Genomic DNA, 22370 nt, shown 5'->3' on the forward strand with positions numbered 1-22370 from the left:
CGATCACACCTGGCCCTCCGTCGGCACCACGAACGGGCGGCGGTATTCGCGGGTCAGCAAGGCATCGGCGTCCGGGTTGTTCGAGAATGCCTCCCGCTCGGAATCGATCCGCAAGAGTGGGCCGACGGTCAGCTTGTAGCGTTCCAGGTCGACCCCGTTGTCGCGGAGATGCTTCGTCATCTTCTCGAACGTTTTCCCCACCTCCGCGTTGAGTTTGGAATCCTCGATCCGTCGCGCAATCTCCTTCACACCCTCGGGCTGTCCCAGGCGCTGCGAGATGTTGCCGACGTGGCAGAGCGCGGTCGACTGGTGGCCCTCGCGGATGTCGGCCTTGAGGTCGCCCCGCCGACCATTACGGACCGCCTGGATGAAATTGACGAAGTGGTCCTCGGGTCGGCCTTCAAAAGTGCGGACGAGGTTGCCGTCTCGATCGAACAGGGACGACTCGGCGACGAAGCCTTCCGTGCCGTGGATGACGTGGCCGGCCTTGAACTTCGAGCTGAAGGGATCGGTCTTCAGCCCCCGGACCTCTTGCACGATCGTGGCCTTCCCGAAAGTGTGGGCGACCATCTGCGTGTTGGGCGTCTCGCCCGCGTCCTCGTACCCCAGCCGACCGCCGATGCTGAGCACCGAGTCTCCCAGGCCGTTGAGGTCCATCAGCCAGCGGCAGATGTCCACATAGTGGATGTTGTTGTTCCCCAGCTCGCCGTTGCCGGTGTTCCAGACCCAGTGCCAGTCGTAGTGAAGGTTCGGGCGCGTGAGCGGGACGTCGGCGGCCGGTCCCATGAACAGGTTGTAATCCACGTTCTTGGGAACCGTGTACGTCCCGCGCGGGCCGATGCTCCCGCGTTCTCCGTAGACGATGGTCCGCGCGAACGTCACGTCGCCGAGCTTCCCCTCGCGGATGAACTCGGCGGCCGCGGCGAGGGCGGTGTTGGAGCGATTCTGCGTCCCCGTCTGGCAGAGCCGGCCGGTCTTGTCCGCCACCTGCACGATCCGCCGCCCCTCGGAAACGTTGTGGCTGACCGGCTTCTCGACGTACACGTGCTTGCCGGCCTGCATCGCCCAGATCGCCGCGAGCGCGTGCCAGTGGTTCGGCGCGGCGATCGAGACCGTGTCCACCGACTTGTCGTCGAAGATCACACGCAGGTCCTGGACGGCCTTCGGCCGGCGGCCGGTGGCCTTCTCGACCGAAGCGGCCAGCTCGTCGGCGAGCTGACGATCGGGATCGCAGACGTAGGCGATCTCGACCCCCTTTTGCCGGCCGAAATCCGCGGCGTGCACGCGCCCGCGCGTCCGGCAGCCGATCACCGCGTGCCGGATCGTATCATTGGCCGAGGCTCGCTTCGTTTCCTGCGCCTGCGTTCGCGGGACGTTCGAACCCACGGCCACGGCGGCCGCCGTCGCGATCATCGATTCCTCGAAGAACTGCCGTCGAGTGGTGCGCGTCATGAAGGTCTGACTCCTGTTGATCGCGATCTTGAGACCGGCATGGGGATCACGGGGATTTGGCCGCCGAGACCGTGAGAGCCTCGGAGCCGAGGGCGTGGTAGGCGGCGCGGGTCCAGTCGTACGGGCCGACGTCGGGGACGCGCAACGCGCACGGGCGTGGGGCGACGAGGCTGGCGATCTGCGGCAGGTCGCCGACGGCGAGCAAGCCGGGCGCTTCGGCCAGGGCCGAGCGTCCGCCGGCCTCGAACTGGGCGCGGTCGGTCGGAGGGAGGCTGGCGGCGACGGCGGCGATCTCCGGGGCCAGCGCGGCGGCGAACAGCACGGCCTTGCCCCAACGGCCGTCGCCCTTGAGCGAGATCGAGGCGGCGTCGCGGCGGGTCCTCCACAACTCGGCGACGCGGAGGACGTCGAACGCCTCCTGGCCGACGCGGGGCCGGCCGAGGAACCAGGCGGCGTTGTCGGTGCGGCGGCCTCCCCAATCCACCTCGCCGGTTCCGCGCGGCTCGACCACCAGCGCGGCCTTTCCGGCGGCCAGAGCCGACTCGACCTCGGCGCGCGACTGGGCCCGCTCGCCGACGATGAGCACGACGGGCAGCGGCCCCGCGCCGGCCGGCCGGAACTCGGCCACGGGGATCGTGATGCCGGGCTCGGTCTCGATCGCGTGGAACGTGGTACGGACGCCCCCCGCCTCGGCGTCCCGGACGGCCCGGATGGTCGGCGGCTTCAGCCCGGTCGGCAGGCCGAGCTTCTTCGCCAGCGCGGGACGCGTCTTGGCGGCGTGGGCGGCGGCGTCTTCGCGGGTTCCGGGGGCGTGAGGAACCGGGATCTCGGCGACCCATTCGCGGTAGACGTCGTGGTACGTCTTGTTTCCGGCGGGGAGGCCGACCCGGAGGGTTTCAAGCGGCTCGGGCGTGACCGGCAGATCGCCATTGACCCCGCTCGGAGCGTGGAGCAGTTCCCGCTCGACCCAGGCGTAAAGCTCTTCGCGCTTGTCGGCCTGATAGCCGTGGCGGGTGGGCGACTCGACGTGCGTGATCTTGTCCCCTGCCCCATGGAGTTCATAGACCCTCTTCGCCCATCGGTAGGAGCGTTCGGCCTCTTCCCAGGGGAACTCCAGGTCGTCGGTCCGTCGCTTCGAGGTCACGATGAGCGTCGGCCTCGGGGCGTGGAGGGCCAGGAGGACGCCGATGTCGGCGACCCGTCGGGCCCCCGGCGGCCGCTGGTGCCAGTCCCAGTTGCGGTCGTTGTCGATCCAGTAGTCGAAGGTCGAGACCGAGCAGACCGGGACGCTGAGCTTGACGCGGTCGTCGAGGGCGGTGATCCAGTAGGTCGAGTTCGAGCCGCCGGATTCTCCCGTGAACCCGAGCCGGTCCGCGTCGACCTCGGGCCGAGCCGCCAGGACGTCGAGCGCGCGGCGGGCGTCGAGGATCTCAAGCGCCGTCGGGCACCGCTCGCTGAACGAGAAATCGCTGATGCCGTGGTCGTTGCCGCCGCCGTGCGGGACCGGGTCGTGGCCGTCGCCGTCGCCGCCGGTGTTCCGCTCGAAGCAGTTCATGTAGTCGTACGACAGCACCACGCAGCCGCGCCGGACCAGATTGACGTTCCGGGCCTGCACGAAATCGGCCGCCTTGCTCGCCTTGTAGTGGTGCCCGCTGATGCTGGCGACGCCCGGCGCCTTCTCCGGCGGAATCCGGTCGGGCACGTAAAGGAGGGCGGGGACCGCCATGCCGGGCCAGCTCTCGTAAGTCAACTTCTCGATCGTGTAGCCGTCGCGCCGGAGGGTCTCCCCGACGCGCGCCTGGAGCGGCCACGACGGCGGCCAGACCCCCCGCAGGCCGATGACGTCCAGCAGCGCCTCGCGGATCGCCGCGCGCCGAGCCTCCCAGTCGCGGATAGAGGTGCCCTCCGCGAGCGGGAGCGGAACGAGCTGGGCGTCGACCCAGCGCCGCATCGCGTTCTTGGCCACGTCGGGCGGAAGGATGGGGTCGTTGAACCACGCGTCCGGGAGGCTGCCGACCAGGGCGAGAACGATCGCGAGGTGGTTCATCATTCCTCGATCGGGTTGAGGGTTGCCGGGACGACGTGTTCGAAGCCGATCCGGAGGGAACGGCGCTTCGACTCACCCGTCGGCATCCCGCCTCGGATCTCGACAAGATGCTCGATGCGATCGAGTTTTACAAGGGTGTAGAATGACTCCTGGCCGGGAGCGAAGGCCCGTTCCACCGATCCGCTCGCGCGCCCTTCGCGAGTAGTTTGGGCCGCCTGAGATGACTACGGAGCGCGGGGGGGGGCAAGATGGGCGTGGAAGCAGTCCGACCGGCGTGACGGTAAACCACGCGCCACGATCGGCGAACTCTTGAGATCGACGAACTACGGCGACTCGTCAAAGCCGCCCGCACCGTCCCAGCCTGGTGGAAACGGAAGGCGAACCCATAAGCAAAGACTTTGCCGCACGCTGGGGACGGAACGAATCGAAATCCGTCGGGTTCTGGCGTGACGACGAGGTCGGACGGTCGGACGAGCAACCGGGCGGAGAGGCATCGACCCGAGAAAAGACGGGGTTTGACGGCCCCCCGTCGGCCGAAGTGAAAAGTGCCCCCCGATGGACTCGAACCATCAACAAGCTGATTAAGAGTCAGCTGCTCTACCAATTGAGCTAGGAGGGCGAATGCGGCAGGCGTATTCGACAGGTCTATCATGACGGTTCCTCGCGCCGATTGCAAGATCGGCTTGGGAAGGAAAAGGGAGAATTGGAAACTCGGGGTGTGGTGTGGTGGAACGGGAGTAGGCTTGGACTTGCACCGGGGCTATAATCCTCAAGGAACGTGAATGTTCGGGCTCGGATCGGCTCGGGGAACGGCGCTCGGGGGCTGGCGATGCGGAAGGATTTGGACGACGTCATCCAGGGGTGGCCGTACGACCCGGAGCCGGGCGAGGTTCTGGCTCGCGAGGTTCGGGCGCGCGACGGGCGGAGCGTTTTGCAGATCCGGATCGAACTTGGCGTGCTCCAGCTCGAGGTCGTCGGGCGGCCCGACGGCAACCGTCCTCACGGCTCGACCACCTATCTCGAATACCTCCGATATCACGCCGCCAACCGCAGCCAAAGCGCCGACGGCAAGGGGCCGGCCTGGACGATGTCGCAGCACCACTGCGTCGAGGCCGATCGCGAGTTCGTCCAGTTCTACCACCGCCGCATGGCCTGGCTGTCGCTGCGGCGGTACGAGAAGGCCGTTCAGGATTCCGACCACACCCTGGCCCTCATGGACTTCGTCCGCAAGTACGGCGGCGACGACGAATACATCGCCTCCCACGAGCAGTTTCGGGGGCTCGTCCAGTTCCACAGGGCCCAGGCCCAGGCCGCCATGTCACTCGAGCGGCGGCGGCCCGAAGAGGCCGTCGACGCCCTCCGCGAAGGCGTCGAGAAGCTCACCCAGCATCAGCGCCTCTGGTGGGAGGATCATGACCCATCCGAGTCTCCCAATCCGTCTCTGATCGAGCAGCTCCGCCTCAACGAGCAAGAGATCCGCAAGAACTTCGCCGTCGAGAAGACCCTCCGCGAGCAGCTTGACGAGGCCGTGGCCCGCGAGGATTACGAGCAGGCCGCCCGCCTCCGCGACCAGATCCGGGCCCAGGCCAAGGCCCGGCGCTGAGTCCCCCCCTTCCCCGCAACGGCCGCCGTCAGTGCGACGGCCGCGACCAGTCGACCCGGTCGGCGGGGAAAACCGGGCCTTCGACGCAGACGCGCCGGAGGTCGGGCTCGCCATCGGCCTGAAGGATCGGGGTCACGCAACTGAAGCAGGCGCCGAAGCCGCAGGCCATGTGGTTTTCGAGCGAGACGTCGCAGGGGATCTTGTGGGTCTCGACCAGCCGGGCGACGGCCGCGAGCATCGCCGGCGGGCCGCAGGCGACCACCCGACTCGGCCGCTCTCCGCGCTCGAGTCGCTCGGCCAGAAGCTGGGTCACGAAGCCGTGGCGGCCCGCCGAACCGTCGTCGGTCGCGATCTCCACGTCGATGCCGGCCTTCCGGAAGTCGTCCACGCCGGCCAGCAGCTCGGCCGTCCGCACCCCGTAAAGGAGCGTCGCCGACTCGACCCGGCCGCGGTCTTCCGTCCCGGCCCGATCGCCGTAGGACGCCGTTCCGAGCCAGTCGCGGCCCAGGGCCAAAAACGGCGTCTGGCCCACGCCGCCGGCCACGAACACGACCGGCCCCGGCCCGGGAGGCGGCCCGAACCCGTTGCCCAAGGGCCCCCAGACCGCCAGCCGCTCGCCCGCCCGACGACCGGCCAGCGACGCCGTCCCCCGGCCGATCACCAGGTACACGACGTCAAATGAATAAGCGTTTCCTGATGCATTGCGGTGGACGTCGTATAGGGCGAAGGGGCGTCCGAGCAGGGGGTCGGAGGCTCCTTCGGCACCGGTCCGGATCATCACGAACTGGCCTGGCAGGATGCGCCGAGCCAGCTCGGGGTCGGCGATCCTCAGCCGGTAGGTGTCGAGGGCGATCGCTTGGTTCTCGACGATCGTCGCCCCGGCGCGGACGACCGCGCTGGGGGCTTGGGCTTCGAGGCTCATTCTTGGTCGCCCGCCTTGTGTCGTTTCACTCCGAGAACCTTACGAGGGGGGAGCCGCTTGGCCGCCGGCCGCTTGCGGAGTTTGGACGACGAGGAGCTGTCCGACGAATGCTCGGTGATCTTGGGGTCCAGACCGATGATCTTGCGGCCGGACCTCGGCGACGGGTCGGTCGGAGCGGGTCCCGATTGCTCGGCGGCGGACCGGCGCTTCGAGGGAGGCAGTCCGAGCGGCGGCGGGACGTTCGAGCCTCCGCCCCCCTTGCGAGCGCGGCTGATCGGGCCCGGACCCGGCGGCGGCTGTTGTTGCGCGCCGGGACCTTCGGGACGCCTGCCCGGCATCTTCGGTCGATCGCCCGGGGGCCGACCCGGCCGTTGGTGTTCGCCCTGCGCGGCGTGTGGAGGGCGTCGGTCTTGCTGGCTTCGCGGACCGCCGGGACCGGGGCCGGGGCGTCCGGGACCTTCGTATCGATCACGTCCGCCTTGGGGAGGTCGTGGGCCCTGATTCGGCCGCGCCCCCTGGCCTGGCCGCGGGCCCTGGCCTGGCCGCGGGCCCTGACCTGGTCGCGGGCCCTGGCCTGGTCGCGGGCCCTGGTTCGGTCGCGGGCCCTGGTACGGTCCCTCGCGTTCGACCCGGGCGCGGGGGCCTTGCGGTCCCTGGGCTTCGGCGTCGTGCTCGGGGCCGTCGCCCCGGCGCGACCTGGGGCCGGGGGCTCCCTGATTCGGCCGTGGGTTGCGGCCACGCCCCGGCGCGAACGCGCGGTTTTGTTCGATGAACCTCGGGGGCGAGATCGCGATGCCGGCGGCCACCTTGCGGAGCATGTCGATTTCGGTCCGCGAGAGCGGCCGGTACTCGCCCACCAGGAGCCCCTTGAGGATGATCGGGCCGATGGCGACGCGCGTCAGGCTCATGACCTTGTGGCCGAGCTTGGCGAGCATCCGGCGGATCTCACGATTCTTGCCCTCGGCCAGCACCAGTTCGAGGACCGTCGCCTCGCCTTGCATGCCGACGATCCGCGACCGCCTGACCCGGGCTTTCCCTTCCGACAGCCAGATGCCCTCGGAGAGCTTCGTCAGGACCTCGCGGCTGGGCATGCCGGCGACCACCGCCCGGTAGATCTTCTCGACCCCGTACCGCGGATGCGCCAGGCGGTTGGCCAGTTCGCCGTCGTTGGTCAAGAGCATCAGCCCGGTGCTCTCCTCGTCGAGCCGGCCCACCGTGTAGACGCGCTCGGGCACCTCGGAAAGCAGGTCGACCACCCGGGGCCGGCCGGCGGGGTCGTCGTTCGTCGACACGTACCCCTTGGGCTTGTTGACCGCGTAATAGACCATCGTTTCGAGCTTGATCTTCTCGCCGTCGACCGCGATCGTCGCGTGCTCGGAATCGACTCGCGAGCCCAGCTCGCGCATGACCTTGCCGTCGACCGTCACCCGACCCTGGAGGATGTATTCCTCGCACGCCCGGCGCGAGCCGAGGCCCGCGTGAGCCAGGATCTTCTGGAGCCGCTCACCCTTCTCGGCACCGCCCGGGGCCCGCCCCGGCTTCCGTTGCGGCCCCTGCGGACCCGGCGGTCGGCCTGGCGCGGGCGGACGATTCGCCACCTGCGGTCGACCTGGCCCTGGCGGTCGGCCCGGCGCGGGAGGTCGATTCGCTCCCGGCGGTCGGCCTGGCGCGGACGGTCGATGCGCTCCGGGCGGACGGCCCGGCCCCGGCGGTCGGTTCGGCCTGGGCTGATCGCGATCCCCTTGAGCGGCGCGCGCCGGCTTGCCTTTTCCATAGCCGCCCGGCGGCTTGCCCGGAGGGCCTCCCGACGACTTGCGCGGCGGACGACCGTCCTGGCGCGATGTTCTGCGAAATGCCATGGCCCCATGCTCCTTCTCGATTCGATATCACGGCAGCGACCGGGCCACCGAAGCCGATACGACCGAACCCCGAACCGCGATCGGTCCCGGGGCGGCCAGATTCTTCCATCTTACGGTTTGTCGGGCCGAATTCACCAGCCGTCGCGCCCGACTCCTGCCCCGCCCCTCGGAAATTGGGTTCGTCCGCGCGGTTTTCGCCATCTCTCCGCCCCGCCTCGGCTCTCGAAAATTGGGTTCGTCCGTCGCGATTTCGTCCGCCGTCCGTCCGCCGACCCCCTGCCCCGTGATTGGGTTCGTTCGTCGCGATTCCGCCCATGTGGGCCGTGGCGAAATTGGGTTCGCTCGCTCAAGATCGCGGTGGGCTTTGTTGGTCTTTGCGGCCTGGTTGGTGGTCTTGATTCGTCGTAAGCTGGATATTGGAAAGGAAATAAGTGCTGTCGAGTTCGTCCGGTCGTCGTCGAGGTCGCAGCGGAAATTGGGTTCGTTCGTCGCCGTTTCGGCTCGCGGCGACGGCTACGCGATTGGGTTCGATCGCCCCGATTTTCAACCTTGGGGCGCGCCCGGCCAGCCGGTCCGATTGGGTTCGATCGTCGCGTTTCCTCGGTTTCCCAACCACGACGTCCGCCGATCGCCGTCCGTCGAAATTGGGTTGGTTCGTCACCGCTTCGCGGTTGGTCCGGCCGTGCTGGGTCGGACGGGCCTCGTCGGAGAGCGCAGGCAATCGCGACTCATCTACTACTTATAGTGTACGACATGGGGGCGCTCCGCACTTTGATGATTGAGGCGGATCGTGGGCGGACGGCGAAGTCAATATTCTGGGGGCGTTCCAAGCGGTTTGCAATTGGGCAGCACACGTAGGGGCGTTCCTTGTGGGCGCCCGATCGGCGTTGGCAGCCGCGGCGGCCGGGCACCCACGAGGGGCACCCCTACAACGAAAATAGTCCCGCGAGGGGATGCCCCGATACAGCCCGAAGCGCCAGCGAGTGAATGGATTGATCTGAAAATGGCCTCGCGAGGGCCTGCCCCGATACAAGCTCGAAGCGCCAGCGAGTGGATGGATTCGACCCGCCGATCGGAAATTCACTCGCTGGCGCTTCGAGCTTGTATTCGGACCCTGGCCACCCCGAACCTCCATTTTCATGGGGTGGGGCGACCTTACTTCGACCTTACTTAAGGTCATGACTGTTGCTCTGAAAAAGACATCCCAGGAATGCGTGTGCCGTAAGATCCATGGGTGCCACGGATTCCGTACTCGGACCCCGTGCTGGACCAAGCCTCGCCTACATGGGGGCCGAGTACGGGACCCATGGCACCCCAAGAGGTTCCATGATCCCCGACTCCATTTTCATGGGGGCGGGCGTCCCAAACTGGCGGCATGACGATTCGACCCGCCGATCGGAAATTCACTCGCTGGCGCTTCGGGCTCGTATTCGGACCCGGCCGACGCGATGCCCATTTTGTCGCCTGCTGGAAGCGGCCCAGGCTCGCCAGGCGGATTATTCGACCGGAACCGGCAGCGGGTCGGGGATCTTCACCGACAGGGGCGCGTCGCCACGGATCATCTTCGTTGCGGCACCGGTCAGCTTGAGGTAGAAATCGGACGGCAGGCCGTCGTAGGTCGCGAAGTATTTCCCCTCGGGGATCTGGTTGGAAACCTTGTAGATCGCCGTGCCTTCGTCGACCTCGTCGAACATGCCGACGAAGACGGTGCGAACGCCCAGCTCGCGGAAGATGGCGAATTGCCGCCAGTAGAACTCCCCCTTGCGACGGGGGATCATGGTCTTTCCCGGCGTCGTCCTTCGCATGTTGTCCCAGCAGAACCCGGGAAAGGCCGTCGGCATGTAGTCCTTGCCCAGGGTTTTCAGTTCGGCCAGGTCGCCTTCCCAGACCTCTTTGCGGATGTGGTCCATCGAGGCGTCGTCGCGATATCGGCCGGCGTCCCAGGGGCTGACGGCGTCGAATGATCGATAGATCTTCGCCCATGCGGGTGCGGGGCGCGAGTCGCCGCGCAGCGTGCGCCAGAACGGGTCGACGCCGCCGATCAGGTAGACGCCGCCGTAGTTCGGGTCGTTCTTGAAGAAGTCGACCAGCTCCTCGGCCTGCTGTGGGGTCCACGGGCGGTCCTTGAAGCCGAGCCCCCAGAGCAGCACGACCGGCTTGCCCTGGTGGTGCAGATACCGCGAGTCCTCGCGGACCTTCACCCGATCGCAGAGGAATTTCCAGTCGTCCTTGACCATCTGGGTCGTGGCGCGGCGGCCCATGGAGAGGTCGAGCATCAGCGCCCAGACGCGGCCTTCGCGGTGGCAGCCCTCGCGGAGGTTGGCGAGCACGGTGTTGACGTGCCGGGCGCGGTTCGGGTCGGCCGCCTCGCCGACGAACCGGCTGACGAAGACGCCGTCGATCCCGTACCGCCGCATCCAATTCGTGTGCAGCAGGACCGGCCCCTTGCGGAAGGCGCTGTAGAGCCGCGCGGGCGAGCCGTCGGGCATCTTCAGGCCGGGGACGTCGCGGAGGTCGCTCGGGTCATATTCCGAGACGTCGGGCCAGAGGTCGACGGTGAACCGGCCCCGATCCGGCTGATCCAATCGCTGGCCCCAGTGCGTGAAGCCGAAATTGGTCCCGTCCCCCGGCGTGTTGAACCAACCCTGATAACCGCACAGCACCTTGCCGTCGATCGTCGAGGCGTCCACGTCGGCCCGGCTCGGCCCGTTGTACGGCCCGAGCCAGGGCTCATCCTCCGCCGCGAACGCGCCGGCCGTCAGGATCGCCAGCATGATCGGCGTCGCCGCCCACGATCGGGGATTGAGCTTCACCATGCGTCGGCGCCTTTCGCCTTCGTGCTATCATTTGCAAGAATCACCCCGGGGGCGAAACCCGGTTTTCATGAAATGAGGCAGTCATGTCCGATCGATTCCTCGGCGCTCTTGCCAGTCAGGCGCTCCCATTATGCGGCGGCCTCTACTTCACGCTGCTGGGCTACCGGAAGATCGGCAAGCGACTGGGAGAAGACCCCGGGCTGGACGCCCGCCACGCCCGCTTCGGGTTTCTGCTCCGCTCCCTGGGGCCTCTAATCATGATCACATCGGGTTGTCTATTGGTTTATGACGTGTTTGTGCGTCGATGGCCGTGCGGGCGGCGGCGTCACGCCAAAACGTCCTTGACGACGTTGCCGTGGACGTCGGTGAGGCGGAAGTCGCGGCCGGCGTAGCGGTAGGTGAGCTTGGTGTGGTCGAAGCCGAGGAGGTGGAGGATCGTGGCGTGGAGGTCGTGGACGTGGACGACGTCCTCGACGGCCTTGTAGCCGAAATCGTCGGTCGCGCCGTGGATGTGGCCCCCTTTCACGCCGCCGCCGGCGAGCCAGACGGAGAACCCCCAGTGGTTGTGGTCGCGGCCCATGCCGGGCTTGCCGCCGACCAGCTCGACGGCCGGCGTCCGGCCGAATTCGCCGCCGCAGAGGACCAGCGTGTCCTCGAACAGCCCGCGCTGTTTGAGGTCGGTCAGAAGCGCGGCGATGCCCTGGTCGCATTCATTGCCCAGGTTGCGGTGGGCCGTGGCGATGTTGTCGTGGCTGTCCCAGGGCTGGACGTCGCCGTGGAAGAGCTGGACGAACCGCACCCCGCGCTCGATCAGGCGGCGGGCGATCAAAAGCTGACGGGCCTGGACGCTGGGGCCGTACATGTCGCGGACGTGCTGGGGTTCTTGCTCGACGTCGAAGGCGTCGGTCGCCTCCATCTGCATCCGGTAGGCGAGTTCGAAGCTGGCGATCCGGGCGTCGAGCTTGTCGTCCTCGGCCCGCTGCCGCTGGTGCCGACGGTTCAGCTCGGCCAGCAGGTCGAGCTGCCGGCGCTGCTCGCCCTGCGAGACCACCGTGTTGCGGATGTTCTCGATCAGGTCCTCGGCCTTCGCCTTGCGGGTGTCGATGTACGTCCCCTGGAAGACGCCGGGCAGGAACGCGGACCGCCAGTTGGAGACGTCGGCGACCGGCAGGCCGGGGCACATCGAGACGTAGCCGGGGAGGTTCTCGTTCTCGGACCCCATCCCATACGTGAGCCAGGCGCCCATGCTCGGGCGCGAGAGCCGCTCGTCGCCGCAGTTCATCAGCCGCATCGACTGCTCGTGATTCGGCGTGTTCGCCTGCATCGACCGGATCACGCAGAGGTCGTCGGCGTGCTCGGCCGTCCGGGCGAAGATCTCACTCACGGGGATTCCGCTCTGGCCGTACTTGCGGAACTTGAACGGCGACGGGAGCGCCGTGCCGGTCTTGCGCTCGGTCGAGAGGTTCCCCTGGGGGAGCATCTTGCCTTCGAACCGGTTGAGCATCGGCTTGGGGTCGAACGTGTCGACCTGCGACGGCCCGCCGTTGAGGTAGATGTGGATGACCCGCTTGGCCCTGGCCGGAAGCGGCGCCGGCCGGGGCGCGAGCGGATTGGCCGTCTGGGCGTGGGCCGGAACGGCCGTGTCGGCGGCCGACGCCGCGCCGAGCAAGCCGGCGTCGCGCAGCAAGCTGGCCAGCCCGAACACGCCGAACCCGGTCCCGGCCTGGCAGAGCGCCTCGCGGCGAGAGATCGGTCGTCGAAAGTCGTGATTCATGGCGATCGCCCTTGAGGGAGGGTGCGGAAGGTCAATCGACGAACATCATCTCATTCGTCATCATCAAGACCTGCGCGAGCTGCGCCAGGCGGTCGAGCTTCGGCTGGTTCTTGGGGTCGTCGTTGCGGCTGTTCAGGAAGCCCTCGGCCATGCCGAGTTCGTCGGGGACGGCCGGTCGGGCGAGGATCAGGCGGTAGAGGCCCTGGATCTTGGCCTCGGGGGCGGCCTGGCCGGCGATCTCGGGCCGCGCGACGACCGCCCGGGCCTGCTCGATGACGAGCGGGGCGTTCATGCTGAAGAGCGCCTGCTGGGGGACGGTCGTCAGCGACCGGCGCTCGGCCGAGTTGTCGGGGTTGGCGAAGTCGAACGCCCGGAAGATGGCGGGGAGACTCTGGCGGTCGACCATCCCGTAAACCGTGCGGCGGCCGTTCGCGGGATCGCCCGCGACGTCGACAGGCTTGCCGAGCATCGTCGGGTCGAGCCGATTGGAGACCGTCAGCAGCGTGTCGCGCATGGCCTCGAAGTCGAGCCGGCGGCGGTTGGCGCGCCAGAGGAGCCGGTTCTCGGGATCGACCTTGCGGCAGTCGGGGCGGTCGACGCTCGCCTGCTGATACGTGCTGGACAACACGATCATCCGGTGCAGGCTCTTGATCGACCAGCCGGTCTCCTGGAACCGGGCGGTGAGGTCGTCGAGCAGCTCGGGATGCGACGGCGGGGTGCTGCGGACGCCGAAATCGCTGGGCGTGGAGACCAGCGGTTCGCCGAAGTGGTGCATCCAGACCCGGTTGACGATCACCCGGCCGGTGAGCGGGTTCTTGGGGTCGGCGACGGCGTTCGCCAGGTCGAGCCGGCCGCTGCCGTGCGTGAACGGCTGGGGAACGTCGCCGGCCAGGACCTGGAGGAACCGCCGAGGGATGCGGTCGCCCGGTTGACCGGGGTTGCCCCGGACGAACACGCGGGGCTCGTACGGCTCCTCGGCGTCGTTCAAGACCATCGCCCGGGGGGCGATCGCGGCGGCCTTGGCGGTCATCCGGTCCAGCTCCACGGTCTTGCCGCCGTACATGTCCTTGTCGCCCCGCGACATATAAGCCGAGGTCTGACTTCTGCGGAAGTAGGCGGGGCCGTCCGGGCTTTCGAGGATGTCGAGGATCTGCCGACGCGGCTTGTCGGCCGGTTCGGGCTTGGCTTTCTTGGAATCCTCGTAGACGTGGCGGATCAGGTCGGCGTAGACGCGGGCGACGTCGGCCTTGGTCTTGATCGCAGCCTGGCCGAGGGCCGCGTAAACCAGGGGGTTGAGCGCCCCGGGCTCGGTCCCGGCCGATCGGCTCGACCACCGCGCGACGATCGCGCCGGCCTGCCCGGCGAGGGCGTCGTCGGCGCACTTCATCAACTCGGTCCAGGGGCCGAAGACGGGGTCGTCGGCGGTCGCTCGCTGCTTGAGGAACCGCCGCCATCGGCTGATCATCGGCGGGCGAAGCTGGTCAGGGTCCAGCGACATGAAGAAGATGGCCGTCTCCAGCGGGTCGACCGGCTTCGTCGCCGCGTGGACCAGGTAGTCGCCGCCGCGCTTGCGAGCCTCTTCCGACAGCAAGGCGTACTGGTCGTCGATGAATTTCTTGATCTCCGCCCGCTTGGCGGCGGCCTGCGTCTCGAACGCCAGGCAGGCGGGGTTCTTCTCGGGCGCCTCGATCAGCGGCAGTTCGAGCGGCGGTTCCGAGCCGGCGAAGACGCCGTACAGCGAGTAGTAATCGGCGATCCCGATCGCGTCGTACTTGTGGTCGTGGCACCGGGCGCACGAGACCGTCAGGCCGAGCAGGCCCCGGCTCACGGTGTCGATCTTGTCGTCGATCTGGTCGTGGACGTTGTTGTCGAACATCCGCCCCAGCGTCAGAAAACCAAGCGCCGCCAGTCGCCAGGGCTGATCCTTGGGGGCCGTCGCGTCGGCGGCGATCTGCTCGCGGACGAACTGGTCGTAGGGGATGTCGTCGTTGAACGCCCGGATCACGTAGTCGCGATAGGTATACGCGTACGGTCGGACCCGGTCGTCGCCGAACATCAGCACGCCGTCCTTGGTGTCGGCGTAGCGGGCGACGTCCAGCCAGTGCCGCCCCCAGCGCTCGCCGTACCGCGGCGAGGCCAGCAGCCGATCGACCACCCGGGCGAAGGCGTCGCCGGCGCGGTCGGCCTCGAACGCCTTGATCTCCTCAAGGGTCGGAGGGACGCCGATCAAATCATAGTAGACGCGGCGGAGCAGCGTGCGACGGTCGGCCGTGGGCGACGGCGACAGGCCGGAAGCCTCCAGCTTGGCCAGCACGAACCGATCAATGGGCGACGTCGACCAGGTTGGATTCGATACGGCGGGGGCCGCGTGGCGATGGACCGGCTGGTACGACCAGTGCCGCCGGGCCTTCGTGAAGTCGATGCCGCCCGACTTCGCCGCCGCCGGAGCGCCGGCCGTCGCGGTCGCGGGGAACGCCGCCCCGCTCGCGACCCACTGCTTGAGCACGGCGATCTCGGCCTCGGGCATCTTCCGCTTGGGAGGCATCTTCACCGCGTCGTCGTCATACCCCACGGCCTGGATCAAGAGGCTCTCGTCCGGCTTGCCCGGAACCACGGCCGGACCCGTATCGCCCCCCTTCGTCATCCCTTCCAGCGAATCCAGGGTGAGACTTCCCTTGATGCTCTTGGCCTGCCCCGAGTGGCACGAATAGCACCGCTCGACCAGGATCGGCCGCACCTTGGCTTCGAAGAAGTCGGCCCGAGCCGCCTCGGCGTCGTCGGCCCGCGCGCACCACGGGACGCACATCAGCCCGACGACGATCCCCAGACCAAGACGCCGGCCCAGGCTCGCATCCCGGAACCCCTGCCCTGGCTGCTCATTCCGCCGAGTCAATCCAAGCATGACGCGCCCCTTCCGAATGTCAAACATTCCTTTGATCCTTGCGCCTTGCGGGGCGGCTGTCAAGGCGATGAGGGGATGTAAAATGTTTGGGCGTCCAAAAACATGAGTTGGCGCACAGGAATTTTGGATTTAAGATGCCGCTGTCGCCAATTTGGCATGATCGAGTTTTCGATTCCTGATCGCCGTGGAGGTGGGCCTTGAGAGTGAAGCCGGAACGGGAGGAGGGCGGATTCACGTTGATCGAGTTGCTGGTGGTGATCAGCGTGATCGCCGTCTTGATCAGCTTGTTGTTGCCGGCGGTGCAGGCGGCGCGGGCGGCGGCCCGGCGGACGCAGTGCGTCAACAATCTCAAGCAGATCGGCCTGGCGCTGGCGAACTACGAATCGGCGCTGGGGGTGTATCCGCCGGCGTACGTCGGCAATCCCAAGGCGGCCGGCTCGGCTTACGGTGTGAGTTATCCCGACGGCAACATGAACACCCTGCCGGGCTTCGCCTGGGGGACGCTGGTGCTCCCTTATATGGAGCAGTCGCCGTTGTACGCGAGCTTCAACATGAACCTGCCGTGCTGGGCGCCGGACAACACGACGGGGGCGACGACGAAGGTTTCGGGCTTCTTGTGTCCCTCGGCGACCGGCGGCTCGGACGGGTTCGCGTTGCACCACTACACCAACGGCGACTCGGGATCGCCGGACGACGGCGGCGAGTTCGTCCCGACCATTCGGTTCGCGCACAGCCATTACGTGACGAACGCGGGGGTCAACCAGCCCTGGGGCCGTACCACGGCCTATTCGTCCGATTTCGACGTTGCCGAGCCTCTCCCCAATGGCCTGCCCCACGTCATCGACGGTCCGTTCTATCGGAACTCGCGGACCCGGCCGGCGAGCGTGACCGACGGCCTGTCGAACACGATCTTCATCGGCGAGCGGACGTCGTACCTGACCGACGCGACCTGGGTGGGCGTGGTCCCGTTCGCCTGCACGCCGGAGCGGCCGAAGTGGCCGTCCGACCCGAACAGCGGCGGCAACCTCGTCGGCGCGCACAGCGGTCCCGACGTCCGCGACCATCCCCAGGTCATCATCCACGCCCCGAACCACCCGTTCGGCCACACCGACGAGATGTATTCCCAGGACGGCGACGGCGGCAACGTCCTGATGGGCGACGGCTCGGTCCGGTTCATCAAGCAGACGATTTACCCCTACACCTGGGTCGCCCTCTCGACCCGGAACGGCGGCGAGATCGTCCCGGGCGACTATTGATTGCGACGAAAGGGAAGTAGCACGATGACAGGAAGACTACGGAAGGCGCTGGCGACGGCGGTTCTCGCCTCGGCGGTCTGCGGCTGCTGGGGACCTCCCCAGATCGGCGGGGACGACGCGTCGTTCAAGGCCGTCGACGCCCTCTACACGGCGGTTTCGCTTCGCGAGGTCAAGCTGGTCGACCAGTGTCAGACGACGCTCAAAAGCCTCCGCGAAGCGGGCTCGCTCGGCGAGGACGCCTCCCAGTCGCTGGAGTCGATCATCGTCGAGGCGAAGGGAGGCGCCTGGGAAGACGCCCAGACGCGGCTGGCTCGTTTCATGGAAGGCCAGCGTCGGGGCCGATGATCCGGCCTGTCCGACGGCTTGCGATTCGCTCCCAGGCGGATCATCATGGGCTTCGGTGCATCGTTCGCAATCCGCCTGGAAGACGAGAGGGATCAGAGACAATGGTGAAATCGCTGTACATCGCGTTGCCGGTGCTGTTCTGCCTGGCCCTGGGCTATCCGTCGTTCGCCGTCTCGAAGAAGGCTGACGCGCCGTATGCGCACATGGTCTTCTTCACGCTCAAGGACCACTCCAAGGAGTCGGTCGACGCGTTCATCGCGACGTGCGACAAGTACCTGTCCAAGCACGAGGGGACGAAGTACTACTCGGTCGGCGCCCGGGCCGAAGACTCCAACGAGGACGTCAGCGTCAAGGATTTCGACGTCGCGCTGCACGCCGTGTTCGAGAGCAAGCAGGCGTGTAACAACTACCTCAAGAGCGAGCGTCACGACGGCTTCCTCGCCGCGACCAAAGGCCAGTTCGAGAAGGTCCGGGTCTTCGACTCGTACCTGGTCAAGCCCTGACGGAGCGCCGAGCCGTGACTTCCACCCGAGCGGGGGGCGCCAGCCCTCTGCCCTCGGGGAGCGAAATACAAGCCCGAAGCGCCAGCGAGTGCATTCCTAGCCAGCGTGCTGAATCAGCAAACGCAAAATCATGCACTCGCTGGCGCTTCGGGCTTGTATTTCGAGGGCGACGCACGAGCAAACCTCGGTCGGCCGGAATCCAATCTCGTCGTCAGAAATCGATCTTCATCCGGAGGCCGAACACAATCGCGGTGTCCACCGGCGCCAGGCCGGGGTGGAGGATTTGCAGGTCGGGCGTGAGGTGCCAGCCGGGGGCGACCCGCAGGTTGTAGAAGAGTTCGACCCCGCGCTCGTCGCGGAGGCCTGGGAACTGGCTCTTGGCCTTTGAGCTGAGCCCGAGGTCGTAGAACCCGACGCCGAGAAGATCCCCCTCGCGGCCCGGCAGCGGGCTGTTCCCGCAGAGGGCGACGCTCACGAATCCGCGAACCGGGTTCGGGTTGCCGTCGCCGAGGCCGGTCTGGACGTACAGGCCGAGGCCCCGGTCCGGGTCGTCGGGGTCGACCCAGAGCCGCTGCTCGGTGTGCCAGAGCAGCGTCCAGGTGCCGGCCTTCTTGGGCGAGGGCGTCGCCCCGACCGGCAGCTCGATGAACGACGCCGGAGCCAGGTCGGTGAACGACCCCGAGCCGTACAGGCCCGCGAACGTCTGCGTGCCCGGCAGGTCGAAAAAGGTCGTCGCCTGCTTCGCCTCGGCGTAGAGGAACACGCCGTTGCGGCCCAGGTTCTCGAACCCGCTGGTCCGCGGCGCATTGTGCGAATCCAGCACCAGGAACGCCAGCGAAGGGCCGCGCTCCCAGCCCGTGTAGAATCCCGCGCCCGGCGTCGAGTACGGGTAGCGGTCAAGCGCCAGGTTGAAGTTGAACGCCCCGTTCCAGAACCGCGAGGTCAGCGGGTACTTGAGGAACTTCTCGCGATCGCCGTTGAGGGCGTTGAGCTTGCCGAAGAAGAGGCCCGTGCGATCGGTGATCGCCTGCGTGAACTTGAGCCCCGTGATGGCCGTGATCTGGGCGTCGGGCACGGGGAAGAACATCGCCAGGTTCGTCGGCGAGAACACCCCGGCGAAGCCGTCGACCGACTGGCCGAGCCGCGACTCGACGAAGAGATCGAACATCCCCCCTTCCCACAGGCCCAGCTTGTCGCTGTCGAGGTGCGCCAGGATGTCGAACTTGCCCCCCCAGCGGAACGCCTGCCGGAACCCGCCGGACGCCACCCCCTGCTCGAACTGGGTGAACGACGTATAGAAGGAAACCCCGCGCTCCTCCCAGGTGGGCCGGAGGCCGAAGACGTCGCCCAGCAGGAACCGGCTCGACTTCGGGCCGTCGGGGTAGGGATCGGGGCCCGGCGGGGGCGTGACCGGCGAGGCGGGCGACTCCTGGCCGGCGTCGAAATTCGGGTAAACGCTGGTTCCGGACGGACGATCGGAGGAAGGCGAAGCCGCCGTCTCGGGCCCTCCCTCCTGTCCGAACGTGAGCCCGCCGAAGCCCATCGACCACGCGAGGACGGCCGACGCCACGATACTGGATCGACCAGCGGACGAACCCATCCGGACCTCGCGAAAGTGATGACGCCGAAACTCCTCGGCGCTTTCGAGGCGCGTGGGCGAATCTTCGATACAGACGGGCCGCAACCCTCATTCAAGTTCGACGTCGGCCGCCGTGAACTTGAACGATTCGGTCGGTCGTGACGCGGGCCGCTGGTGGGAGTTCAGATCGTCCAGTCCGGCGTCTTGCTCTGCTCGGCGAGCTGAGCGATCGAGGTGTGATTGAGAATATGAACCTGGGACGCCTGGATCTGCTCCCAGAGCTGGGAGAGGACCACGGCCGAGGCCCGACGCGGCGCCCGAGCCGAGTGGTCGCCGCCGTCGATCACGCGGAGCACGTCCCCCAACGAGATCTCCCCCGGGTCGCGAGCCAGCCGGTAGCCGCCGGACGAACCCCGGGTGCTGGTCACCAGCCCCGCCCCCTTGAGCCGGATCAAGATCTGGGTCAAAAAGGTCTCGGGTATTCCGTGCGACTCGGCGATTTCACGGATCGGCACCGGCTTGTCGAGAAGATATCGGCTCGCCAGGGCGATCACTGCCAAGCATGCGTATTCCGCCTTCGCCGAAACCTTCACGGCCATCCTCCTGGACTCGTCGGGTCGTCAATTCCAGCAAGGCGCGTGAGCCTTCTGAAACCGCGAGGGCTCCAGGGCCGCCTGAGCCTGCTGGTAAGCAAGCCGATAGATCTGCGTCCAGGCGTCGCCCGCCGTGAATCCCCCGCGCACGGCGTGAACGAAGGCCCGAAGGCGACCGCCGCTCGCGGAAACGCCATCACCGCAAAACCCGACGGCGCGACCGCCGGAAGAATCGCCGTCGAGATCGAAGCATTCGAAGGGGCCGGGAAGGAGATCCGTGACATCGCGGCAAGACCTCAAGTTCGGTGGGTGATTCGTAAGCTCAAGGTAATGATTACCATTCCTATCGCCTCAGTCAAGTTTGTCTTCGGTAACCTGATCGGTTTTCTTGAGATTGGTCGCCGGGGGTGTTGAGTAATCGCCTCGGAACTCCTGGGCGGACGCCGTTTTGGGCGATGTAAATACCAAAGGCGAAAGGATTTGTGGTTTGGGTTCGGCTTTGAGTCGGAAGCGCGCCGAGCGGAGGCGATTGGCGACTGGCGTGATAGGGATAAGGGCCCCGGACGCCGACGGAGAGGTCGGATAGCTTACCTTCCAGCTTACCATGGACGAATCTTGGCTATCCGATCAAATTGATCTGATAGGTCATGATCCATCAAAGTTTTTTGATGAATCTGCTTGAAATGAGTTTGTCGATTCGTTATTAGTGAGTGGAGTGGGGGCCGAAAAAGGCTGGGCTCCGAATCGACGAGGCCGAGTTACACACGAACGGGAGTTACCACGATGACCAGCGCGATGATGATGGAACGGGCCGGCATGGGCATGACGGGCATGGGCATGGGGATGGGCGCGACGGGGATGCCGACGGGCGCCTCGATGCCGACCGGCCAGCAGTGGATGATGGTCCCTCGCTGCACGATCACCATGGAGAAGTGCCCCGGCGGCATGAAGATGGTCTGCAAGAGCGAAGACAAGATGAGCGCCACGATGATGCAGAACCTCTGCAACATGATGGCCGGCGGCATGTGCAGCTGTTGCATGATGATGAACGGCATGATGATGTGCTGCTGCAACATGGCCATGGGCATGTGCAAGTGCGAGATGACCGAAGACGGCGTCTGCATCACCTGCACCAGCGGCGACGCCGAATGCTGCAAGATGATCCAGGCCTGCTGCGACTGCATGATGGCCATGAGCAAGGCCGGCTGCGTCTGCTGCGTTTGCATGAACAACATGCCGGTCTGCTGCAGCTGCTGATCGCCGCTCGACGCGATTCGTCTCGTCGACCGTAACGAAACCGACGCCGTCGCCCCGCTCGCGCGATTCGAGGGGGGCGACGGCGTCGGTCGATTTGGGAACGATCGAGTTTGCGGGCCGGTCGAAGTCCGGGCTAGATGGTCCAATCGGCGACGTAGAGATATCCGAGAGCGTGGTTTTCCTTCACGAGGTCGGCGAACGTGGTCTGGTCGACGACGTCGGCGATGGCCTGGCGGACTCGCCCCCAGAAGCCGAAGAACGGGCAGTTGCCCGGATACTCGCACTGCTTCGGTCGCGACTGGCTGACGCAGTCGACGGGCGCGACGGGGCCGTCGATGAACCGGATGACCATCCCGATCGTGATGGTCTCGGGCGCGCGGGCGAGCAAATAGCCCCCTTCGGCGCCCCGGCGGCTGTTGACGAAGCCGCCCCCCTTCAACTGGCTGAGGATGGCTTCCAAAAACTTGATGGGGATGTGCTGCTGCTCGGCGATCTCGTTGGCCTTCAGCGGCGTGGTGGTCTTGTGTTCGGAGAGCGCGTAGATCGCTCTCAAGGCGTAGTAGCATTTGGCCGAGACGGTCATTCCAAGGCTCTTTGACTTTGAGTTGGGTCGAGCCGGCCACGCACGACGATGATCGGAAGAAGCGCCTGCGACGACGTTCTCGAGCTTCGACCTGGCCCGCAAGATGATTCGATCGGAATCCTCGACATTCCATCTTACTCGGGTGGAGCGGCCGTCAAAACCCCTTTCCGACGCATCGGGACCGACGCGGGGCGTTCCCCTCAGTTGGTCCGGGGGTCGTTGGGGATGTGCCGGGGGGCGACCAGCCCCTGGATTTCGCGTCGGCCGACGTCGGTCGCGGCGGCTTTCCAGAGGGCGAACGCGTCGAGGTCGCCGAAAACGTGGTCGGCGCTCGCCGGCAGGACGAGCCAAGTCCCTTCCTCAAGCTCGCTCTCAAGCTGTCCCGAGCCCCATCCCGAGTGGCCGATGTAGAACAGCGCCCGGCCCTCGACCGTTCCGGCCAGCCACTCCATCGCGTTCAGGGCGGTGGCGACGTAGAGGTCGTCCTGGACGATCATGTCGGCCATCGGCCGCTGGTCGTGCAGCGCCATCAGGGTGCCGCCGACCGGCCCGCCGTGCCGCACCTTCTGGTCGCGGACGCACGGCTCGTCGCTGATCTGGCCCCAGACCTCGGCGAGGCCCACCTCCAGCTCGCGATTGAGGATCAACCCCAACGCGCCGCTCTCGCCGTGCGCCGCGATCAGCACGACCGCCTGGTGGAAGTTGGGATCGACCAGGCTGGGGGAAGCGATCAGCAATCGTCCTCGAAGTGATTCCATGACGATCTCGCGTTCCATCGAGGGCCGCGTCAAGCGGCGCCGCCGTGGAGCAATGACAAGCCCGAAGCGCCGGCGAGTGAATTCCCGGCCGGCGCGCTGAATCCGCAAACGCAAAACCAAC

17 protein-coding genes and 1 tRNA gene are annotated in these 22370 nt (G+C 66.9%); 6 read left to right on the forward strand and 12 right to left on the reverse strand.

Annotation, left to right across the window (positions count from 1 at the left end; genetic code table 11):
- Nucleotides 1-3: 3 nt before the first annotated feature.
- The 3 genes from BSF38_RS01535 to BSF38_RS01545 form a co-directional block, all read right to left on the reverse strand.
- The gene (locus BSF38_RS01535; RefSeq protein ID WP_076343148.1) at nt 4-1452 is read right to left on the reverse strand and encodes a Gfo/Idh/MocA family protein; all 1449 of its coding nucleotides are present in this window, start codon (nt 1450-1452) and stop codon (nt 4-6) included.
- A gap of 46 nt (nt 1453-1498) precedes the next feature.
- Nucleotides 1499-3502, reverse strand: coding sequence for an alpha/beta hydrolase family protein (locus tag BSF38_RS01540; RefSeq protein WP_145951925.1), 2004 nt, complete (start codon nt 3500-3502; stop codon nt 1499-1501).
- A gap of 543 nt (nt 3503-4045) precedes the next feature.
- Nucleotides 4046-4118: transfer RNA gene (locus BSF38_RS01545), tRNA-Lys, on the reverse strand.
- 210 nt (nt 4119-4328) lie between these two features.
- Here BSF38_RS01545 and BSF38_RS01550 point away from each other — a divergent pair.
- The gene (locus BSF38_RS01550; protein WP_076350521.1) at nt 4329-5102 is read left to right on the forward strand and encodes a UvrB/UvrC motif-containing protein; all 774 of its coding nucleotides are present in this window, start codon (nt 4329-4331) and stop codon (nt 5100-5102) included.
- 28 nt (nt 5103-5130) lie between these two features.
- On the opposite strand, the gene BSF38_RS01555 is transcribed toward BSF38_RS01550, so the two are convergent.
- The 5 genes from BSF38_RS01555 to BSF38_RS01580 all read right to left on the reverse strand — a co-directional run bounded on the left by BSF38_RS01555 (nt 5131) and on the right by BSF38_RS01580 (nt 15402).
- Nucleotides 5131-6024 (reverse strand): dihydroorotate dehydrogenase electron transfer subunit, encoded by an 894-nt coding sequence (locus BSF38_RS01555; RefSeq protein WP_076343150.1) that lies wholly within the window; start codon nt 6022-6024, stop codon nt 5131-5133.
- Nucleotides 6021-7622 carry a pseudouridine synthase gene (locus BSF38_RS31605; RefSeq protein ID WP_076343151.1) on the reverse strand — a complete coding sequence of 534 codons (1602 nt, stop codon included), beginning with the start codon at nt 7620-7622 and terminating at the stop codon, nt 6021-6023. The genes BSF38_RS01555 and BSF38_RS31605 overlap by 4 nt, the downstream gene beginning before the upstream one ends.
- A 1757-nt stretch (nt 7623-9379) precedes the next feature.
- Nucleotides 9380-10699: a glycoside hydrolase family 99 protein gene (locus BSF38_RS01570; protein ID WP_076343153.1), complete on the reverse strand. Its 1320-nt coding sequence runs from the start codon at nt 10697-10699 to the stop codon at nt 9380-9382.
- A 325-nt stretch (nt 10700-11024) separates the two neighbouring features.
- Nucleotides 11025-12473, reverse strand: coding sequence for a DUF1501 domain-containing protein (locus BSF38_RS01575; protein ID WP_076343154.1), 1449 nt, complete (start codon nt 12471-12473; stop codon nt 11025-11027).
- 31 nt (nt 12474-12504) lie between these two features.
- On the reverse strand, nt 12505-15402 hold the full coding sequence (locus BSF38_RS01580) for a PSD1 and planctomycete cytochrome C domain-containing protein (protein ID WP_083712617.1): 2898 nt from the start codon (nt 15400-15402) through the stop codon (nt 12505-12507).
- Between the two features lie 176 nt (nt 15403-15578).
- On the opposite strand from BSF38_RS01580, the gene BSF38_RS01585 reads away from it, so the two are divergent.
- The 3 genes from BSF38_RS01585 (at nt 15579) to BSF38_RS29750 (ending at nt 17479) form a co-directional block, all read left to right on the forward strand.
- Nucleotides 15579-16631 carry a DUF1559 family PulG-like putative transporter gene (locus BSF38_RS01585; RefSeq protein ID WP_237170889.1) on the forward strand — a complete coding sequence of 351 codons (1053 nt, stop codon included), beginning with the start codon at nt 15579-15581 and terminating at the stop codon, nt 16629-16631.
- A gap of 24 nt (nt 16632-16655) precedes the next feature.
- Nucleotides 16656-16976: a hypothetical protein gene (locus BSF38_RS01590; protein ID WP_076343156.1), complete on the forward strand. Its 321-nt coding sequence runs from the start codon at nt 16656-16658 to the stop codon at nt 16974-16976.
- A gap of 101 nt (nt 16977-17077) precedes the next feature.
- Nucleotides 17078-17479 carry a Dabb family protein gene (locus BSF38_RS29750; protein ID WP_168189287.1) on the forward strand — a complete coding sequence of 134 codons (402 nt, stop codon included), beginning with the start codon at nt 17078-17080 and terminating at the stop codon, nt 17477-17479.
- A gap of 211 nt (nt 17480-17690) precedes the next feature.
- Here BSF38_RS29750 and BSF38_RS01600 read toward each other — a convergent pair whose 3' ends face one another.
- Together BSF38_RS01600 and BSF38_RS01605 are read right to left on the reverse strand one after the other, a co-directional pair.
- Nucleotides 17691-19079, reverse strand: a complete 1389-nt coding sequence (locus BSF38_RS01600) for a carbohydrate porin (protein ID WP_076350524.1) — start codon at nt 19077-19079, stop codon at nt 17691-17693.
- Nucleotides 19080-19240: 161 nt separating this feature from the next.
- Complete coding sequence (locus BSF38_RS01605) at nt 19241-19657, reverse strand: RrF2 family transcriptional regulator (protein ID WP_076343157.1); 417 nt, start codon at nt 19655-19657, stop codon at nt 19241-19243.
- Nucleotides 19658-19696: 39 nt separating this feature from the next.
- On the opposite strand from BSF38_RS01605, the gene BSF38_RS30510 reads away from it, so the two are divergent.
- Together BSF38_RS30510 and BSF38_RS01615 are read left to right on the forward strand one after the other, a co-directional pair.
- The gene (locus BSF38_RS30510) at nt 19697-20065 is read left to right on the forward strand and encodes a hypothetical protein (RefSeq protein ID WP_145951926.1); all 369 of its coding nucleotides are present in this window, start codon (nt 19697-19699) and stop codon (nt 20063-20065) included.
- A 369-nt stretch (nt 20066-20434) separates the two neighbouring features.
- Complete coding sequence (locus tag BSF38_RS01615; protein ID WP_076343159.1) at nt 20435-20908, forward strand: hypothetical protein; 474 nt, start codon at nt 20435-20437, stop codon at nt 20906-20908.
- A 133-nt stretch (nt 20909-21041) separates the two neighbouring features.
- Here BSF38_RS01615 and BSF38_RS01620 read toward each other — a convergent pair whose 3' ends face one another.
- Both BSF38_RS01620 and BSF38_RS01625 read right to left on the reverse strand, forming a co-directional pair.
- On the reverse strand, nt 21042-21491 hold the full coding sequence (locus BSF38_RS01620; protein WP_076343160.1) for an RrF2 family transcriptional regulator: 450 nt from the start codon (nt 21489-21491) through the stop codon (nt 21042-21044).
- Between the two features lie 200 nt (nt 21492-21691).
- Nucleotides 21692-22249, reverse strand: coding sequence for a YqgE/AlgH family protein (locus BSF38_RS01625; RefSeq protein WP_076350525.1), 558 nt, complete (start codon nt 22247-22249; stop codon nt 21692-21694).
- Between the last annotated feature and the right edge of the window lie 121 nt (nt 22250-22370).

This window comes from Paludisphaera borealis (assembly GCF_001956985.1).
In the GTDB taxonomy this organism is placed as follows: domain Bacteria; phylum Planctomycetota; class Planctomycetia; order Isosphaerales; family Isosphaeraceae; genus Paludisphaera; species Paludisphaera borealis.

Excerpts from the sequence above, each read along its gene's own strand:
- BSF38_RS01535 (WP_076343148.1), bottom strand. The coding sequence starts at position 1,452 with ATGACGCGCACCACTCGACGGCAGTTCTTCGAGGAATCGATGATCGCG.
- BSF38_RS01540 (WP_145951925.1), bottom strand. The coding sequence starts at position 3,502 with ATGATGAACCACCTCGCGATCGTTCTCGCCCTGGTCGGCAGCCTCCCG.
- BSF38_RS01550 (WP_076350521.1), top strand. The coding sequence starts at position 4,329 with ATGCGGAAGGATTTGGACGACGTCATCCAGGGGTGGCCGTACGACCCG.
- BSF38_RS01555 (WP_076343150.1), bottom strand. The coding sequence starts at position 6,024 with ATGAGCCTCGAAGCCCAAGCCCCCAGCGCGGTCGTCCGCGCCGGGGCG.
- BSF38_RS01570 (WP_076343153.1), bottom strand. The coding sequence starts at position 10,699 with ATGGTGAAGCTCAATCCCCGATCGTGGGCGGCGACGCCGATCATGCTG.
- BSF38_RS01575 (WP_076343154.1), bottom strand. The coding sequence starts at position 12,473 with ATGAATCACGACTTTCGACGACCGATCTCTCGCCGCGAGGCGCTCTGC.
- BSF38_RS01580 (WP_083712617.1), bottom strand. The coding sequence starts at position 15,402 with ATGTTTGACATTCGGAAGGGGCGCGTCATGCTTGGATTGACTCGGCGG.
- BSF38_RS01590 (WP_076343156.1), top strand. The coding sequence starts at position 16,656 with ATGACAGGAAGACTACGGAAGGCGCTGGCGACGGCGGTTCTCGCCTCG.
- BSF38_RS29750 (WP_168189287.1), top strand. The coding sequence starts at position 17,078 with ATGGTGAAATCGCTGTACATCGCGTTGCCGGTGCTGTTCTGCCTGGCC.
- BSF38_RS01600 (WP_076350524.1), bottom strand. The coding sequence starts at position 19,079 with ATGGGTTCGTCCGCTGGTCGATCCAGTATCGTGGCGTCGGCCGTCCTC.
- BSF38_RS01605 (WP_076343157.1), bottom strand. The coding sequence starts at position 19,657 with ATGGCCGTGAAGGTTTCGGCGAAGGCGGAATACGCATGCTTGGCAGTG.
- BSF38_RS01615 (WP_076343159.1), top strand. The coding sequence starts at position 20,435 with ATGACCAGCGCGATGATGATGGAACGGGCCGGCATGGGCATGACGGGC.
- BSF38_RS01620 (WP_076343160.1), bottom strand. The coding sequence starts at position 21,491 with ATGACCGTCTCGGCCAAATGCTACTACGCCTTGAGAGCGATCTACGCG.
- BSF38_RS01625 (WP_076350525.1), bottom strand. The coding sequence starts at position 22,249 with ATGGAATCACTTCGAGGACGATTGCTGATCGCTTCCCCCAGCCTGGTC.